The sequence below is a fragment of the Aeromonas sp. CU5 genome (assembly GCF_002586745.1).
Classification (GTDB): domain Bacteria; phylum Pseudomonadota; class Gammaproteobacteria; order Enterobacterales; family Aeromonadaceae; genus Aeromonas; species Aeromonas sobria.
This window is the reverse complement of the sequence record NZ_CP023817.1, coordinates 1,270,982-1,286,126: the sequence shown is the minus strand read 5'-3', so window position 1 is coordinate 1,286,126 and position 15,145 is coordinate 1,270,982. Positions and strand designations below refer to the sequence as shown.

The 15,145-nt window shown below is 59.2% G+C and carries 19 protein-coding genes; 6 read left to right on the top strand and 13 right to left on the bottom strand.

The window, feature by feature from the left end; all coding sequences use genetic code 11:
* Together sdhD and sdhC are read right to left on the bottom strand one after the other, a co-directional pair.
* Positions 1-345: a succinate dehydrogenase, hydrophobic membrane anchor protein gene (gene sdhD, locus CK911_RS05790; RefSeq protein ID WP_005333558.1), complete on the bottom strand. Its 345-nt coding sequence runs from the start codon at positions 343-345 to the stop codon at positions 1-3.
* Positions 339-716, bottom strand: a complete 378-nt coding sequence (gene sdhC / locus CK911_RS05785) for a succinate dehydrogenase cytochrome b556 subunit (protein ID WP_021231296.1) — start codon at positions 714-716, stop codon at positions 339-341. The genes sdhD and sdhC overlap by 7 nt, the downstream gene beginning before the upstream one ends.
* Before the next feature lie 64 nt (positions 717-780).
* Between sdhC and CK911_RS21120 the strand changes: the two genes are divergently transcribed.
* The 3 genes from CK911_RS21120 to CK911_RS05775 all read left to right on the top strand — a co-directional run bounded on the left by CK911_RS21120 (position 781) and on the right by CK911_RS05775 (position 2,860).
* Positions 781-981, top strand: a complete 201-nt coding sequence (locus CK911_RS21120) for a hypothetical protein (RefSeq protein WP_139244989.1) — start codon at positions 781-783, stop codon at positions 979-981.
* Positions 982-1,158: 177 nt separating this feature from the next.
* Positions 1,159-2,445 (top strand): citrate synthase, encoded by a 1,287-nt coding sequence (locus tag CK911_RS05780; protein ID WP_068978418.1) that lies wholly within the window; start codon positions 1,159-1,161, stop codon positions 2,443-2,445.
* A 94-nt stretch (positions 2,446-2,539) separates the two neighbouring features.
* Positions 2,540-2,860: a DUF4377 domain-containing protein gene (locus tag CK911_RS05775; protein WP_098969293.1), complete on the top strand. Its 321-nt coding sequence runs from the start codon at positions 2,540-2,542 to the stop codon at positions 2,858-2,860.
* A 77-nt stretch (positions 2,861-2,937) separates the two neighbouring features.
* Here the strand turns inward: CK911_RS05775 and CK911_RS05770 are convergent, their stop codons facing one another.
* Positions 2,938-3,378 carry an acetyltransferase gene (locus tag CK911_RS05770; RefSeq protein ID WP_098969292.1) on the bottom strand — a complete coding sequence of 147 codons (441 nt, stop codon included), beginning with the start codon at positions 3,376-3,378 and terminating at the stop codon, positions 2,938-2,940.
* Between the two features lie 57 nt (positions 3,379-3,435).
* The gene (locus tag CK911_RS05765; RefSeq protein ID WP_098972475.1) at positions 3,436-4,281 is read right to left on the bottom strand and encodes a DUF5718 family protein; all 846 of its coding nucleotides are present in this window, start codon (positions 4,279-4,281) and stop codon (positions 3,436-3,438) included.
* A gap of 291 nt (positions 4,282-4,572) precedes the next feature.
* Between CK911_RS05765 and CK911_RS05755 the strand changes: the two genes are divergently transcribed.
* A complete protein-coding gene (locus tag CK911_RS05755; RefSeq protein WP_098969290.1) occupies positions 4,573-4,965 on the top strand; it encodes an NUDIX domain-containing protein in 393 nt (130 codons plus the stop codon).
* A gap of 113 nt (positions 4,966-5,078) precedes the next feature.
* The gene (locus CK911_RS05750; RefSeq protein WP_098969289.1) at positions 5,079-5,585 is read left to right on the top strand and encodes a GNAT family N-acetyltransferase; all 507 of its coding nucleotides are present in this window, start codon (positions 5,079-5,081) and stop codon (positions 5,583-5,585) included.
* A gap of 90 nt (positions 5,586-5,675) precedes the next feature.
* On the opposite strand, the gene pdxY is transcribed toward CK911_RS05750, so the two are convergent.
* The 3 genes from pdxY to CK911_RS05735 form a co-directional block, all read right to left on the bottom strand.
* Positions 5,676-6,539: a pyridoxal kinase PdxY gene (gene pdxY, locus CK911_RS05745; RefSeq protein ID WP_098969288.1), complete on the bottom strand. Its 864-nt coding sequence runs from the start codon at positions 6,537-6,539 to the stop codon at positions 5,676-5,678.
* 200 nt (positions 6,540-6,739) lie between these two features.
* Positions 6,740-7,492 (bottom strand): DUF429 domain-containing protein, encoded by a 753-nt coding sequence (locus tag CK911_RS05740; protein ID WP_098969287.1) that lies wholly within the window; start codon positions 7,490-7,492, stop codon positions 6,740-6,742.
* 83 nt (positions 7,493-7,575) lie between these two features.
* A complete protein-coding gene (locus tag CK911_RS05735; protein WP_098969286.1) occupies positions 7,576-8,154 on the bottom strand; it encodes a phaC PHA synthase in 579 nt (192 codons plus the stop codon).
* A gap of 262 nt (positions 8,155-8,416) precedes the next feature.
* On the opposite strand from CK911_RS05735, the gene ybcJ reads away from it, so the two are divergent.
* Positions 8,417-8,650, top strand: coding sequence for a ribosome-associated protein YbcJ (ybcJ, locus tag CK911_RS05730; protein WP_042023921.1), 234 nt, complete (start codon positions 8,417-8,419; stop codon positions 8,648-8,650).
* Between the two features lie 34 nt (positions 8,651-8,684).
* On the opposite strand, the gene CK911_RS05725 is transcribed toward ybcJ, so the two are convergent.
* From CK911_RS05725 to CK911_RS05700, 6 genes are all read right to left on the bottom strand, one after another.
* Complete coding sequence (locus CK911_RS05725) at positions 8,685-9,158, bottom strand: DUF4442 domain-containing protein (RefSeq protein ID WP_172953969.1); 474 nt, start codon at positions 9,156-9,158, stop codon at positions 8,685-8,687.
* 96 nt (positions 9,159-9,254) lie between these two features.
* Complete coding sequence (aroG, locus tag CK911_RS05720) at positions 9,255-10,310, bottom strand: 3-deoxy-7-phosphoheptulonate synthase AroG (RefSeq protein ID WP_098969284.1); 1,056 nt, start codon at positions 10,308-10,310, stop codon at positions 9,255-9,257.
* Positions 10,311-10,530: 220 nt separating this feature from the next.
* Positions 10,531-11,814, bottom strand: a complete 1,284-nt coding sequence (gene aroA, locus CK911_RS05715; protein ID WP_042023927.1) for a 3-phosphoshikimate 1-carboxyvinyltransferase — start codon at positions 11,812-11,814, stop codon at positions 10,531-10,533.
* A gap of 225 nt (positions 11,815-12,039) precedes the next feature.
* A complete protein-coding gene (gene serC, locus CK911_RS05710; RefSeq protein WP_098969283.1) occupies positions 12,040-13,128 on the bottom strand; it encodes a 3-phosphoserine/phosphohydroxythreonine transaminase in 1,089 nt (362 codons plus the stop codon).
* 225 nt (positions 13,129-13,353) lie between these two features.
* Entirely contained in the window at positions 13,354-14,280 is a 927-nt protein-coding gene (locus CK911_RS05705) for an electron transfer flavoprotein subunit alpha/FixB family protein (protein WP_098969282.1), read from the bottom strand.
* Positions 14,277-15,029 carry an electron transfer flavoprotein subunit beta/FixA family protein gene (locus CK911_RS05700; RefSeq protein WP_098969281.1) on the bottom strand — a complete coding sequence of 251 codons (753 nt, stop codon included), beginning with the start codon at positions 15,027-15,029 and terminating at the stop codon, positions 14,277-14,279. The genes CK911_RS05705 and CK911_RS05700 overlap by 4 nt, the downstream gene beginning before the upstream one ends.
* Between the last annotated feature and the right edge of the window lie 116 nt (positions 15,030-15,145).

The following is a 15,145-nucleotide window of genomic DNA, read 5'->3' as shown; positions in this document are numbered from 1 at the left end:
TTACACACCCCACAGCACGACGAAACCCGTCATCAGATAGACAAACAGCACCACGACCAGGGCAAATTGCAGCGCCCCACGCAACCCTACCGGCTTGATATAGTCAGTCAGCACCTGCCACAGACCAATCCAGGCGTGGATCAGTACGCAGAGCAGGGTCAACAGGGTGAATACTTTGGTGAATGTTTTGGCGAAGAAGCCTGCCCACACCTCGTAGGTGATGTCGTTGAACGCGACAAATCCCACCAGATAGAGCACGTAACAGGTCATGATGAGGGCGGTGGCGCGGATCAGGATGTAATCGTGAACGCCGCTGCGCCCGAAGGTTGCAGAATTGGTTACCATACAAGCACTCCCGCCAATACCGCCAGGATCGCGGTGATCACAAAGGCCACACGGGCACTCTGATTACCGGATTCCAGCTCTTCCCAATAGCCCATATCCATGACCAGATGACGCAAGCCGCCCACAATGTGGTATGCCAGCGCAGTCAGGATCCCCCACAGCACGAGTTTGACCAGGAAGTTGTCCATGATGGCAACTACGGTGGCAAACCCTTCGGGAGAGGCGAGTGAAGTACCAAGCATCCACAGCAAGATGCCCAGTGCGACAAAGGTGATAACCCCTGAAACACGGTGCAAGATGGATGCAATGGCAGTGACAGGAAAGCTGATCGTCTGTAGGTCGAGGTTGACCGGTCTCTGTTTGTTTTTCACGCTTGCCCACTCAGCTCCATTGAGCACGTTAGTTATTGTTTTAACTCACACTTGAGGGCACGGGATGGTGATTGTTGGTTATTTGTTACCAAAACACGCTGAAAAAGCCAAAAATCCAGTTTTCGGTTTCACATCAGGCTTTGCCAACGCGTTTCAAACGCCCACAGCCATGACCCACGTGGCGCAGTATATCGGCGGCTTTAACCGAAGACAATCAAACAGCTACAAAGAAAACACAAAACCGCAAACTGGATCGCATATTTAATTTAACATTTCATTAATGTCATTAATGGGGTCCCAGCAAAATTGACATTGATAAGGAACTCTGTTTCAAATAAGGCGCTCCAGCCGCCTCGGTATGGGTAACAACCTTTGCCAGCGTCATGAAAGTCGTAATAGAGTAGGACTGGAACCAAATTATAAAGAGCAAAGGAGACGTGCTATGGCTGATAAAATAGCCACCCTACACCTACCCGGAAAAGATCCGGTCGAACTGCCTATCCTCTCTGGTACGATCGGACCGGATGTCATCGATGTCAGAAAATTAGGCGCTCAAGGGTATTTCACCTTCGACCCCGGTTTTATGGCCACCGGTTCTTGCAAATCCGCTATTACCTACATCGACGGAGATCAGGGTGTCTTGCTGCACCGTGGTTTCCCCATCGCCCAACTGGCGATGCAATCGAGCTACCTCGAAGTCTGCTACATCCTGCTCTATGGCGAAGCACCGACCAAGGCGCAATATGCCGAGTTCCACCGACTGGTGACCCGTCACACCATGGTGCACGAGCAGATCGCCTTCTTCTTCCGCGGTTTTCGTCGTGACTCCCACCCCATGGCCATCATGTGCGGTGTGGTCAGCGCCCTCTCCGCCTTCTATCACGATGCCCTCGATATCAACAACGAGCAGCACCGCGAGATCTGCGCCTTCCGTCTGCTCTCCAAGATGCCGACCCTGGCCGCCATGTGTTACAAGTACTCCATCGGCCAGCCGTTTATGCAGCCACGTAACGCCCTCTCCTATGCGGGCAACTTCCTGCACATGATGTTTGGCGTGCCGACCGAAGAGTACAAGGTCAACCCCACCGTCGAACGGGCCATGGATCGTATTTTTACCCTCCATGCTGATCACGAGCAGAATGCCTCCACCTCCACCGTCCGTCTGGCTGGCTCTTCCGGTGCCAACCCGTTTGCCTGTATTGCTGCGGGGATCGCCTCCCTGTGGGGCCCGGCTCACGGCGGCGCCAACGAAGCCTGCCTGCGCATGCTGGAAGAGATCGGCTCGGTGGATCGCATTCCCGAGTTCATCGCTAAAGCCAAAGACAAGAACGATCCGTTCCGTCTGATGGGCTTCGGTCACCGGGTCTACAAGAACCACGACCCCCGTGCCCAGGTGATGCGTCAAACATGTCACGAAGTGCTGACCGAATTGCAGATCAAAGATCCGCTGCTGGATGTCGCCATGGAACTGGAGCGCATTGCGCTCTCCGACCCCTACTTCGTCGAGAAGAAGCTCTACCCGAACGTCGACTTCTACTCCGGCATCATCATGAAGGCGATCGGTATCCCGATGAGCATGTTCACCGTGATCTTCGCCATCTCTCGGACCATTGGCTGGATTGCCCACTGGAACGAAATGCACTCGGATCCGGATCAGAAGATCGGTCGTCCACGTCAGCTCTATATCGGCCAGCCACAGCGGGAATTCGTTCCGCTCGAGCAGCGCTAACAGGCTGAATCAACATAATTTGTTACAAAGGCGGTCATTGACCGCCTTTTTGTTTGCCGCTCTAATGCCCCCTTTCGCGTTGAAGGAGTCCATCATGAAACCACTGTTTATCAGCGCCGCCTTGCTGCTGACCGCCTGCCAGAGCGCACCCGCACCGTCACAGGGGGAGACCCTCTATATCAACAGCCAGCTGGTCGATTGCGTCGGGGTTGGCCCGATGCAGTGCATGCAGGTGCGCAGTGACGAACAGCAACCCTGGACCTTCTTCTATGAGCAGATTGAGGGCTTCCAGTTCGAGCCGGGCTACCAGTACCAGCTCAGCGTCAGCACGGAGCAGCTCACCGATGTGCCAGCCGATGCCTCGTCCCTGCGCTATCAGCTGATCAAGGTGGTGAGCAAGGTCGCCAGCAAGTAACAGGCGGGATCAAAAAACGGGGGATGGCAGACGCCATCCCCCGTTCGTTTATGGGTACAACGCCTCATCAGGAGCGACTAGCACATCGCCAACGCCATATGCAGCAGCGGATAGGGCTTGCCCTGACCATCCAGCGCTGAGCGGCCCGTCACGGTGAACCCCATCTTTAGATAGAAGCCCACCGCCTGTTCGTTCTGCTCGTTGACGTCAACCTGCGTCACGCCACCCTGATCGATGGCATGTTCCACCAGCAGACGACCCACACCGCCGCCGCGCGCCTCGGGGGCGACAAACAGCATCTCCAGCTTGCCCTCGTGCGATCCGCTAAAGCCAGCAATGCTCCCCTCTTCTGTGCGGGCACAGTGCAGTGTCACCGCATCGAAATAGTGTTCGAGAATAAGGGGTTTGAGGGCCAGGATCTCGGCCTCGGGCAGGAAGTGGTGGGTTGCCCGCACCGAGGCCTCCCACAGCTTGATCAGCGCCGGATAATCGGCTCGGGATACAGGAACAATCTTCATTAAATGACTCGATATGATAACCAGCGGGAAGAGACACCTCCCCGCTGGCAAAGGTGATTAGCGAGCCTGCACCGCCTGCAGTAATACTGAAACGTCGGCGCCAAAGCTGCGGGTGCGGATCGCCTCGCAGATATCCACTTCGCTATAACGGCTGCCCGGGTAGACCACCACGCAGGCCGTGTCGCCCGGTTTGAGGAAGTGGCTCTCGCCAAACGGGGTATAGCGGGTGGCACCGATACTGATCAGCGCGTGGGGAGGGTGTCCCGCCTGCGCCAGCAGCCCCTGAATGTGCTCCGCCGGACCTTCATCCTGTTGATGGTTGAACTTGTCGATGGCCCAGTCGAGCAACTGACCGTGGAAGTAGCTGTAATCGATGGCGGCGCTGTCTACCCCATAGGCGTGCAGCTCACCATCCCGCTCCAGATAGCAGGCGATGCGATAGTCATCGAGTTCGCAACCGGCGGCAAAACCGGAGAGCGGCAGCAGCTTGGCCGCCAGCCCCTTGCTCTCTTCGCCCCAGTTCTTCTTCTCGCTGATCTTCTTGGCGTTGGGACGGCGGATGGAGCAGTCGTTGTAGGCGCCAAAGGCACGGGGATGGATCGCCACCACCTGCTTGCCCGCATACTCCAGCTCACACCAGAGGGCCACTTCCGGCTCAATCTGCACCTTCTCGTCACCACTGACCGCCGCTTCCGGCAGGAACACTGCCTTGTCGCTTAAGGGGAACACCCCAAGCTGGCCCGGGTGGCCCGGCACGAAGAAGGGGAACAGTGCCTTGGGCGCCGTGGTATCACGCACCACCACCGCCACGAAATCTGACGCTTCGCCCGCCTGCTCCAGATGACCGGCGAAATTGCCCGCTACCCCGAGTCCGATAAACTTGCTCTCTGCTGCTATCTGCATCTTGCTCACCTGCATCTTGCCCACGCAAGGTAGCAGGCCCATCGCCCACTACCGCTAAAGTGGCAAGATTAAACCACAAGGCCCCCACCTTCGCCCAGTCCGGGCCTGCTGTGGTGTGCGCCAGTCCGCTTTTTTAGGAACGAGGCGCCTGCACTTGCGCACTGTTTCCAGCCTTTCCCCTCTTTCCCCTTGGGACTCAACTTCATCTTTGTTAGGCTGCCAGCATGCAAAACTGCGGCGCGCTTGACTGCGCCCCGGCTCATCACGGCAACACCATCGGAGAGAAAACGGATGATCGACAAACTCGCTTGGCTCACCTTTAAAGATCAGCAACTGCTCTGCGCCCGCTCCCACGGCAAGGCGATCTACTACATTCCCGGCGGCAAGCGCGAACCGGGCGAAAGTGATGAGGCGGCCCTTATCCGCGAGATTGAGGAGGAGCTGGCCGTCACCCTGCAACCCGATACCCTGCGCTTTGCCTGCGAATTCAGCGCCCAGGCCGATGGCAAACCTGCAGGGCTCGAAGTGCGACTACGCTGCTACACCGGCAAAGCCAGCGGCACCCCGGTCGCCTCAGCCGAGATCGCCGAGCTGCGCTGGCTCGACAGCACTCATCTTGATGAGCTCTCCCCCGTCTCCCGCCTGCTGTTTGCCTGGCTGGTTGAGCAGGGGTTGATCCGTTGATACATAGCTCTCACGCCAACCACTGGCGGGCAGCGCAATCAGAGACCCATTAAGCAAACAGCAGCTTCCCGCACGTTTGCACCCGGTCCAAAACATAACGACAAGGAGGTCAGATGGAAATTGTTGACGTTGACAGTACAGAGCCCTACCAGAGCGGACTCATCGCCCTACTGCAAGATTGTGTCGATAGCGGCGCCTCGGTCGGTTTTTTACCGCCGCTGTCTATTGAGGAAAGTGCACGCTACTGGCAAGGGGTGGAAGCGGATCTGGCGGCAGGCAGCCGAAAAGTGTGGCTTGCCCTTGGGCAGCAACAGATCGTGGGGGCCGTTCAGCTCGCGCTCTGCGGCAAGGCCAACGGCCGCCACCGGGGCGAAGTGGAAAAACTGATGGTGCTGCAAACGGCGAGAGGCAACGGCGTTGGCCGTGCGCTGATGCAGGCGATGGAACAAGGCGCCCGTGAGGCTGGCCGCTCCTTGCTGGTGCTGGATACCCGTACCGGTGACGTAGCTTCCCACCTCTATCGCCAGCTCGGCTATCAGGAAGCGGGCCAAATCCCGGGCTTTGCGCTCGGCGCCGATGGCGAGCTTGCTGCGACCGTCATCTTCTACAAACAGCGCTGAAGGTCACCTATCTCCCAATCGAAAACAGCAGGGCCGCTCTGGTGAGCGGCCCTGCTTATTGCTATGACGCGGCAACGGGATCTATCTGCCTCACGGCAGCTTGATGGCCCGCGCCTGAACCTCTGGCAGGGCAAAGGCGTCTTGCGCGGCGATCAGCTGCAGCTCGTAAGCCTGCTGGCGCCAGGTCTCTTGCAGCACCGCATCCACCGAGGCGTTGGTGCGCTCGAATGCGCTGACCGCATCGTGGCCAGCCAGCAAATTGGCCAGCATCAGGGCGCTGATGAGATCGCCAACCCCCACCGGCTGGCGGGCAAAGTCGTAGAGCGGACGGGCAATCAGGTAATCCCCTTGCGGGGTCGCCAGCAGCATCTCGAAGCGGCTGGAGTCCTGCGCCGCACGGCCGAGATGTTTGACCAGCACCAGCTTGACGCCGCGGGCCAGCAGCTGATGGGCGGCGGTGCGGGTCTGGGCCAGATCCGCCAGATGGGTATCGCAGAGGGTCTCCAGCTCCAGCAGGTTGGGGGCCATCATGTCGGCTACCGGCAATGCCTGCTCGGTCAGGAATCGGGTGACGCCGGGGGCAACGATACACCCCTTCTCCGGATGGCCCATCACGGGGTCACAAAAATAGATGGCATCGGGGTTGGCGGCCTTGACGGCCTTGACCACGGTCAGGATCTCGTCCCCCTGCTCGGCGGAGCCAAGGTATCCGCTCAGCACGGCGTCACAGCCACCGAGCACCTCGATATTGCCCAATCCCTCAACCAACGCGCTGATATGGCCAGCTGGCATCGCCATCCCCTGCCACCCCTGGGCATATTGGGTATGGTTGGAAAACTGCACCGTGTTGATGGGCCATACATCCATACCAAGGCGGCGCATGGGGAAGACGGCCGCACTGTTACCGGCACAGCCAAAGACCACGTGGGACTGAATAGAGAGAACGGATTTCATCGGGAATACCACAACAAAGGATCAGCAAGGTGGGCAATATATCGGATGAAGATAACGATGCGCCACCTTGGCGCGGGATGAACAGGCAATTTCCTGACTAAAGACAGGTTTTTGCGCCATTTAGCCAAGTTCGGAACAGTGAGCGGCGCCATGATGCGCCGTGCCCCCGTCCGTCATATCTCATTGCGCTTAACACCATACTAGCGGGCAAAGTGATAGACCCACCCCTCGTCACGAGGCATGTCACTTGGCGGTTGCACCAGTGCGGGCAACGCAGCCACCTTGCCACCAGCAGCATATTGCAGCGCCATCAGGGCGCAGAGCGCCGCATCGTAGCGATCGGTGCCAACCACCAGATCATCGGGCAGCAAGGCAGCCAGCTCGGGGCGTGCCGGAGATGCCTTGCCGCCGACTTTGGCCAGTGCCGGATAGACCTCCAGCACGGCGCGGCTGGCCTGCTCCTGCACCTTGGGCACCAGTTGCAGATCCGAGAACTGCGGCAGCATGGAGAGCGCCAGGGTGGCGTTGTTGCCGAGCCGGTCGAAGGTGGCCGAGAGGGGCTTCTTGCCGTACTGCTGATAAAGCCAGCGTTCGCAGTCGCGATAGGCGTAGGGGTTGTCTATCTCCCGCTCGGGGGCGGCGCAGCTATGTGGCTGGCCGTTGAGCAGATCGCGCAAAGCGCGGGGAAAGGCGAGCGGCGCATCGATGCCGAGCGCCAGTTGCGGGCAGGCCTCGACCTGCGCCAACGCGGCCTCATTTTGCAGGGCCGGACGCAGCAGGGCCGCCAGATCTGGCGCCACCCGCGAGCTCAGGCGAAACAGTGGCGACACCCCGAGCCAGTGCAGGCTGTTTGAATCAGCCTGCCAGCCCACCACGGCCACCGCCTGGGCGCTGCCCTGCCAGCCACGCACATCCCAGCCGATCCCGATTGCACTCATCTGCCCTGCCGTCATCAATTACCTCATTTTGCCTGTCACACGTTGCAAGGGGCACAGGGTAATCAGCAGACGCCCTTAACGCAAAGCGAACCGCCTTGTCAGAACGATTTCTGGAAGTTCACCAGCGGCAGAATGGGGAAAACACCGTTGGCGGCGTAGTTGGCGAGCCCGATCTGCAACCCATCGAGATGCTGGGTGGCATTGATAAAGCCAATCTGGAAGGTGGTGCGCTCGGCATAGTTGATCAGACCGACGTTGGCCAGCGCGTTGCCCTTGGCGATGTTGACCGCACCCCAGTTGAGGCCATGCACGTTGTTGGTCAGGTTGACCAGCCCCAGATTAACGCCGGTATCCTGCCCTTCGTGCCAGTTGATGGCGTTGATGGCGACCCCGTTAAACTGGTGGCGTACCCGCCCAGCGCCGAGGAAGATCCCGAGTTGCAGACCGCTGAACTGATCCACATCAGACAGCGCGAAGATCGGCAGATCAATGCCCTTCACCTGACCGGTGCGGCCATAGAGCAGCGAGGCGCGTGCCCCCTCTACCTGATGGGAGGCGGGCAAATTGACCCCGGGCAGCGAAATCTGCACCGGTGTACTGGCCTGCGCGACACCACACAGGGTAAGGGCGCAGCACGCCAGTAGCAGGCGTGCCAGTTGCTGTCGTGAAAATGTCATGGGAAGTTCCTTGGGCCATTGAGAGTGACCCGATCCTAACAGTCAGGGGAGAGTGTGGGCACACCAGCGGGGACGAGGTGCGTCACGATACGTCACGGCCGCCAACGGCGGTATCCCGCGATTTTTGGCGGATTGGCACAAGGATCAGCACTATCTGGCACTTTTTCGCCTGACATACCGGCCTTTCCTTTCATTGCCTCACTTAACTGCCTAAAATAGCCGCCCTGCTGTAATCGGCATTTATCCATCTAGAGGATTTTCCATGGAGACGTTTTTGCTCGAAGGCCACCCCTTCGTTGCCTTGTGTGACCTTATCAAACATCAGGGTTGGGCCGACTGTGGTGGCGCATCCAAGGCGCTGATCGCCGAAGGTCTGGTAGAAGTAGACGGCCAAATCGAAACCCGCAAACGCTGCAAAATCGTGGCGGAGCAAGTAGTCAACTTCAACGGCATGAAAGTGGTGGTCAAAGAGGGCATCAGCCCGGAGATTGGCTAACGCCCCGAGTCAGGGGTCTGCCTCTGACAACTCGCTAGCTGGCCTTGATCGACAAGGTCAGTACAAAGCGCGCCATCGCCTCATCCCCGTTCAATGACGGACAGGTGGCCACCACCTGGATGGGGCGGTTGATGCGCTGACCGGTCGCCAGCGACTCGTCGATCATGGCATCGATCTCCTCCCCCGCTGCGCAGTCAAACTGCACATCCCCTTCCGGACGCTTCAGAAATTCCCCCTGCACATCCTTGAAGGCGAAGTGCACCTTCTTGCGCCGCTGCCGCCCCTTTTCCATCACCAGCAGGCCGCCCACCAGATCGGCGCCGGTCGCCAGCGCACCAAAGTACATGCTGCCAAGGTGGTTGCGGGTACGCCAACCAAGGGGAATGCGAATGCGCAGCGCTTTGGCGTTCATCTGTTCGATGACCGGGGCGCAAAATCCGATGACGGGAATGTAGCGCCAGGCAAATAGCCGAAGCGCCAGATTGGCTTTGAAGCGTTGCAAATCCATATGCGAACTGATCCGATGAGTTTGTGTAAACAGCATGTTGCCAGCATGGCAGCTGTTCTACAAGGCTTCCGATGACGCAAGAAGCCTGTGACTCAGTTAAACGACATTGCGGGTGGCGACACCATCTGCCAAATTGCGCAGCAGCACTTCGGTGTCGGCCCAGCCGATACAGGCATCGGTGATGCTCTGGCCGACGGTGAGTTCACACCCTTCCACCAGATCCTGACGACCTTCCACCAGATGGCTCTCCACCATCACGCCAAACACCGCCTTGCTACCGGCACGCAGCTGATCGGCTACGTCTTCCGCCACCGCCATCTGGTTCTTGAACTGCTTGCTGCTGTTGGCGTGGCTAAAGTCGATCATCACCTTTTGCGGCAGACCGGCCTTCTCCAGCCCCTTCACCACCTCGCTGACATGGGCCGCGCTGTAGTTCGGCTCACGGCCACCGCGCAGGATGATGTGACAATCCGGGTTGCCGCGGGTCGCCACAATGGCGGAGTGACCATATTTGGTGACCGACAAGAAGTGGTGCGGCGCACTGGCGGCACCAATGGCATCGATGGCGACCTTGATGGTGCCGTCAGTGCCGTTCTTGAACCCCACTGGACAAGAGAGACCGGAGGCCAGCTCGCGGTGTACCTGGGATTCGGTGGTACGGGCACCGATAGCGCCCCAGCTCATCAGATCCGCCACATATTGCGGGGTGATCATGTCGAGGAACTCGGAGGCGGTCGGCAGCCCCATGTCGTTGAGATCCAGCAGCAGCTTGCGGCCAATACGCAGACCGTCGTTGATCTTGCAGCTGTTGTCGAGGTACGGGTCGTTGATCAGCCCCTTCCAGCCCACTGTGGTGCGCGGTTTTTCGAAGTAGACCCGCATCACGATCTCCAGCTGACCTTTCAGCTCGTCGCGCAACGCCTTGAGGCGCTTGCCGTACTCCAGCGCGGCCACCGGATCGTGGATGGAGCAAGGGCCAATCACCACCAGCAGACGCTCATCTTCACCGGTCAGGATCCGATGAATGGCCTGACGGGATTCAAAGACCGTATTTGATGCGGTCTCGGTAGCCGGAAACTTCTCAAGCACCGCAACCGGGGGTAATAACTCTTTGATTTCACTGATACGAACGTCGTCGGTTTGATGCTGCATGACAAGGCTTCCTGCTAGATGACTGCGATTAAGAAATCTCAACATAGCCCGCGACAGGGCATGTGTAAATAGGAAATTACAGCAATAGCAAAACTATTTTGCGTGGCAATCTTGCAAGTTATTGAAATGATGCTAAGCGAGGTGGCGATACGGGTGGGGAAGGTAAAAAGGCCCGCTCAGCGCGGGCCAGAAGAGTCGAGGATGACGGGTTTGTCAGTGATCAGCCACGCTGGCTGATACTGGCCAGCTTGTCGAAGTAATCCGGGAAGGTCTTCGAGGTGCACTTGGGATCATTGATGGTGACCGGGGTATCCGACAGCGCTACCAGCGAGAAGCACATAGCGATACGGTGATCGTTGTAGGTATCGATCTCGGCGTGCTTGAGCTGGGTCGGCGGGGTCACGGTAATGAAGTCCCGCCCCTCATCTACCTCAACACCCAACTTGCGCAGTTCGGTCGCCATGGCGTGCAGACGATCGGTCTCCTTCACCCGCCAGTTGTAGATATTGCGAATGGAGGTCGGCCCCTCGGCAAACAGCGCGGCAACGGCGATGGTCATGGCCGCATCGGGAATATGGTTCATGTCCATATCCACTCCGTGCAGCGGTGCCTGCTCCGCCTCGATGAAGTCATCGCCCCAGGTGATGCGCGCGCCCATCTTCTCCAGCACGTCGGCGAAGTGGATATCACCCTGAATGCTGTGCTTGCCGATACCGGTGACCCGCACCTTGCCCTTGATGGCACCCGCCGCGAGGAAGTAGGAGGCGCTGGAGGCATCCCCTTCCACCAGAAAATCACCCGGGCTGATGTAAGTCTGGTTGCCCTTGATGTAGAACAGCTTGTAGTTGTCGTGCTCGATGACCACCCCGAACTGCTTCATGATGTGCAGGGTGATGTCGATGTAGGGCTTGGAGACCAGCTCCCCCTTGATGTGGATCCGGGTATCACCGGCCGCCATCGGCGCCGCCATCAAAAATGCGGTCAGGAACTGGCTGGAGACAGAGCCATCGACGTGCACATCGCCGCCCCACAGCCCCTTGGCATCCACCACCAGCGGCGGATAGCCATCTTTTTTCAGGTACTGGATATGGGCACCCGCTTCACGCAGGGCATCCACCAGATGGCCGATGGGACGCTCTTCCATGCGCGGCTCGCCACCCAGGGTATATTCACCGGAGCCGAGGCACAGCGCGGCGCAGAGCGGACGCATGGCGGTACCGGCGTTGCCGAGGAACAGATTGACCGGCTCTTTCACCGCAAAACTGCGACCCAGACCGTGCACGGTGCACTCGGTCTTGTCGGCGGAGAGCTTGTACTTGACCCCAAGCTGGGTCAGCGCAGCCAGCATATGACGAATGTCATCGCTGTCGAGCAGGTTGGTCAGACGGGTGGTGCCACGGGCCAGCGCCGCCAGCAGCAGCGCACGGTTAGAGACACTCTTGGAGCCTGGCAGATTGACCTCACCGGCCACACGAGAAATGGGTTCCAAACGCAACGAATTCATAGACTTCCTGTGCTATCTCAAAATAAACGCCTGTCCGGACGTTAACAGCCTGCGTCCCACTCGGCAAGGGCACTTTCAGGGGAAATCCCACGGCGAACGCCAGCACTCTGGTTCTGTTGAAAAAAAGACGCCGGGTCTCCCCGGCGTCTTGAATCACTGCAATAGCTGGAAGCGGCTCATGGGTTGTCACAAGAAGCCGCCAGCAAACAGATGAGTGCTCTCTTCTCAGCCGTGGCGCTTGGCAAAACCGTCCATAAAGCTCACCAGGGCCTTCACCCCTTCCAGCGGCATGGCGTTATAGAGGCTGGCACGCATACCACCGACAATGCGGTGCCCTTTGAGGGCCAGCAGGCCAGCGGCTTCAGATTCGGCCAGGAACTGCTTGTCCAGCTCGGCATTTTTCAGCTGGAACGGGATATTCATCCGCGAACGGCAGCTGACATCCACCTGATTGCCGTAGAAGCTCGACTGATCGAGATAGTCATACAGGAAGTCGGCCTTCTCCTTGTTGCGCGCCTCCATCGCCTCGAGGCCACCCTGTTCTTTGAGCCACTCGAACACCAGACCGGCCAGATACCAGGCGTAGGTGGGCGGCGTGTTGAACATGGAGTCGTTCTTGGCGGTGAGCTTGTAGTCGAAAATCGAGGGCACATCGGCTCTCGCCTGATCCAGCAAGTCATCGCGCACGATGGCGATGGCAAGCCCGGACGGCCCGATATTCTTCTGGGCACCAGCATAGATGATGCCAAAGCGGCTCACGTCGATAGGACGGGAGAGAATGGTGGAGGAGAGATCCGCCACCAGCGGCACCTCACCGGTGGCCGGGATGTCGAACATCTCGATGCCGTCGATGGTTTCGTTCGGGCAGTAGTGAACATAGGCCGCATCGGCGCGAAACGCCGGGGTCGGCAGCAGGTGAGAGATCCCCTGCGCGTTCTTGGCAACGCCCTGGAAGGTCTGGATATCGCCATACTTTTTGGCTTCATCCACCGCACTCTGGGACCAGACGCCGGTCAGCAAGAAGTCAGCCTTCTTGTTGGCCCCGCCCAGCAGGTTCATGGGCACGGCGGAGAACTGGCCGCGACCACCACCGTGCATGAACAGCACCTTGTAGTTATCCGGCACCGCCAGCAGCTCGCGCAGATCGGCTTCGGCCTTCTCGGCCACCGCCATGTAGGGCTTGCCACGATGGGAAAGCTCCATGACCGAGGCTCCCAGCCCCTGAAAATTACAAAATTCGCGCTGGGCGCGCTCCATGACTTCAACCGGCAGCATGGCGGGGCCGGCGCAGAAGTTGTAAATCTGTTTGCTCATGACGCTTTCCGTGAGTGGATGAGAGGAATCGATGACTTGTCAGGTTTTACACAAGAGCAGCCAGCGGATCAAAGGCTTTTTGGGAGCTGGCTCAACCTTTTACCGTCACTCTTCATCCCCCTTGCAGCAGAAAAAGCCCTGAACGGGTCAGGGCTTGCAGGGAACATGCACAGAAATGGCGGGCAGAGCGCATAAACGACCACTGCTCAGTCATTTCTGACAAATTTACAGTTTGGCGGTGAGCTCCGGCAGCAGGGTGAAGAGATCCCCCACCAGCCCGTAGTCCGCCACCTGAAAGATGGGGGCCTCGCTGTCCTTGTTGATGGCCACGATCACCTTCGACTCCTTCATCCCCGCCAGATGCTGAATGGCACCCGAAATACCGACCGCGATATAGAGCTCGGGCGCCACCACCTTGCCGGTCTGCCCCACTTGCAGATCGTTGGCCACATATCCCGCATCAACGGCGGCCCGCGATGCCCCCACCGCGCCACCCAGCTTGTCGGCCAGCGCTTCTATCAAAGCAAACTGCGCCTTGGAGCCAAGGGCTCGGCCACCGGAGACCACCACCCGAGCGGCAGTCAAATCTGGTCTGCTGGAGCGCACCGCGCGGCGCTCGACCAACCGGGTACGACCAACAAACTCGGGTACGGCCAAGCGCTCGATGAGAGCCTGCCCGCCCGTCGCCGCCTTGGCAAAAGCGGTGGCCCGCACCGTCATCACCTTGACCGATGCAGAGCTCGCCACTCTGGCGATGGCATTGCCCGCATAGATGGGGCGCAGGAAGGTGTCGCTGCTCTCGATGCCGATCACCTCGGAGAGCATCTCCACCCCGAGCCGGGCCGCCACCTGTGGCAGCAGCGCCTTGCCCATGGCGCTCGCCGCCATCAGGCAGTGGCTGTAACCTTCGCACCAGCTGGCCAGCAGCTTGTCGACCCCATCCAGAAGCCCGTCGGCCAGCCGTGGATGTTCGGCAAGCAGTACCTTGTCGACACCGCCGAGGGCAGCCGCCTGTTCACCCGCCTCGGTCAGCCCCTGCCCCAGCAACAGCAGATCGACCTGACCGCCGATGGAGATGGCAGCGGTGACCAGTTGTGCCACGTTGTCGGCCAGATGGCCCTGATGATGTTCGGCAATGATCAGCACGCTCATGGCAGCACCTTCGCTTCGTGTTTGAGTTTGTCCACCAGCTCGTCCACCGAGCCCACCTTGACCCCGGCGCTGCGGGCTGGCGGCGTCATCACCCCGAGCAGGCGGGTCTGGTTAGCCACCTCAACGGCAAGTGTCGAGAACGGGGCGCTATCCAGCGGCTTGCGCTTGGCCTTCATGATGTTGGGCAGCGAGGCAAAGCGCGGTTCATTCAAACGCAGATCGGCGCTCACCACCGCAGGCAGCGGCATGCCCAGGGTCTCGAGGCCACCGTCAATTTCGCGAGTCACCAGCAGCTCAGCAGCTTCCACCTTGAGGGCGGACGCGCAGGTCGCCAGTGGCCAATCATTGAGGGCAGCCAGCATCTGGGCCACCTGATTGTTGTCAGAATCGATGGACTGCTTGCCGAGCAGCACCAGACCCGGCTGCTCCTGCTCACACACCTTGTGCAAGGCACGGGCGACAGTCAGCGGGGTGAGTGTCTCATCGGTGACATAATGCAGCGCCCGATCCGCCCCCAGCGCCAGCGCATGGCGCAGTTGCTCGGCCGCCGCGTCAGGGCCGAAGGTCACCACCACCAGCTCGCTGGCAATACCCGCTTCCCGCAGCCTGACCCCCTCCTCCACCGCAATTTCACAAAAGGGGTTGATCCCCATCTTCACATTGGCGAGCTCCACGTCGGAGCCGTCTCCCTTCACCCGGATCTTGACGTTGTAGTCGACTACCCGTTTGATCGCGACCAGCAGCTTCATGGGGTCATGCCTCGTCTGTTTGGATTGAATTCATTAGATTGCCTCTGCACTTGTTGCAGTACGCCTTTGCCTGATTTTTTGCTTTTTCTTGCTCAGTTTTGCTTACAACCGCTTTA

Coding starts and splice junctions, on each gene's coding strand:
- pdxY (WP_098969288.1), bottom strand. CDS start 6,539: ATGAAATCCGTTCTCTCTATTCAGTCCCACGTGGTCTTTGGCTGTGCC.
- CK911_RS05780 (WP_068978418.1), top strand. CDS start 1,159: ATGGCTGATAAAATAGCCACCCTACACCTACCCGGAAAAGATCCGGTC.
- CK911_RS05770 (WP_098969292.1), bottom strand. CDS start 3,378: ATGAAGATTGTTCCTGTATCCCGAGCCGATTATCCGGCGCTGATCAAG.
- CK911_RS05755 (WP_098969290.1), top strand. CDS start 4,573: ATGATCGACAAACTCGCTTGGCTCACCTTTAAAGATCAGCAACTGCTC.
- CK911_RS05775 (WP_098969293.1), top strand. CDS start 2,540: ATGAAACCACTGTTTATCAGCGCCGCCTTGCTGCTGACCGCCTGCCAG.
- sdhD (WP_005333558.1), bottom strand. CDS start 345: ATGGTAACCAATTCTGCAACCTTCGGGCGCAGCGGCGTTCACGATTAC.
- CK911_RS05765 (WP_098972475.1), bottom strand. CDS start 4,281: ATGCAGATAGCAGCAGAGAGCAAGTTTATCGGACTCGGGGTAGCGGGC.
- CK911_RS05705 (WP_098969282.1), bottom strand. CDS start 14,280: ATGAGCGTGCTGATCATTGCCGAACATCATCAGGGCCATCTGGCCGAC.
- CK911_RS21120 (WP_139244989.1), top strand. CDS start 781: ATGGTGATTGTTGGTTATTTGTTACCAAAACACGCTGAAAAAGCCAAA.
- aroG (WP_098969284.1), bottom strand. CDS start 10,310: ATGCAGCATCAAACCGACGACGTTCGTATCAGTGAAATCAAAGAGTTA.
- CK911_RS05725 (WP_172953969.1), bottom strand. CDS start 9,158: ATGGATTTGCAACGCTTCAAAGCCAATCTGGCGCTTCGGCTATTTGCC.
- CK911_RS05700 (WP_098969281.1), bottom strand. CDS start 15,029: ATGAAGCTGCTGGTCGCGATCAAACGGGTAGTCGACTACAACGTCAAG.
- CK911_RS05735 (WP_098969286.1), bottom strand. CDS start 8,154: ATGACATTTTCACGACAGCAACTGGCACGCCTGCTACTGGCGTGCTGC.
- ybcJ (WP_042023921.1), top strand. CDS start 8,417: ATGGAGACGTTTTTGCTCGAAGGCCACCCCTTCGTTGCCTTGTGTGAC.
- CK911_RS05750 (WP_098969289.1), top strand. CDS start 5,079: ATGGAAATTGTTGACGTTGACAGTACAGAGCCCTACCAGAGCGGACTC.
- CK911_RS05740 (WP_098969287.1), bottom strand. CDS start 7,492: ATGACGGCAGGGCAGATGAGTGCAATCGGGATCGGCTGGGATGTGCGT.
- aroA (WP_042023927.1), bottom strand. CDS start 11,814: ATGAATTCGTTGCGTTTGGAACCCATTTCTCGTGTGGCCGGTGAGGTC.
- serC (WP_098969283.1), bottom strand. CDS start 13,128: ATGAGCAAACAGATTTACAACTTCTGCGCCGGCCCCGCCATGCTGCCG.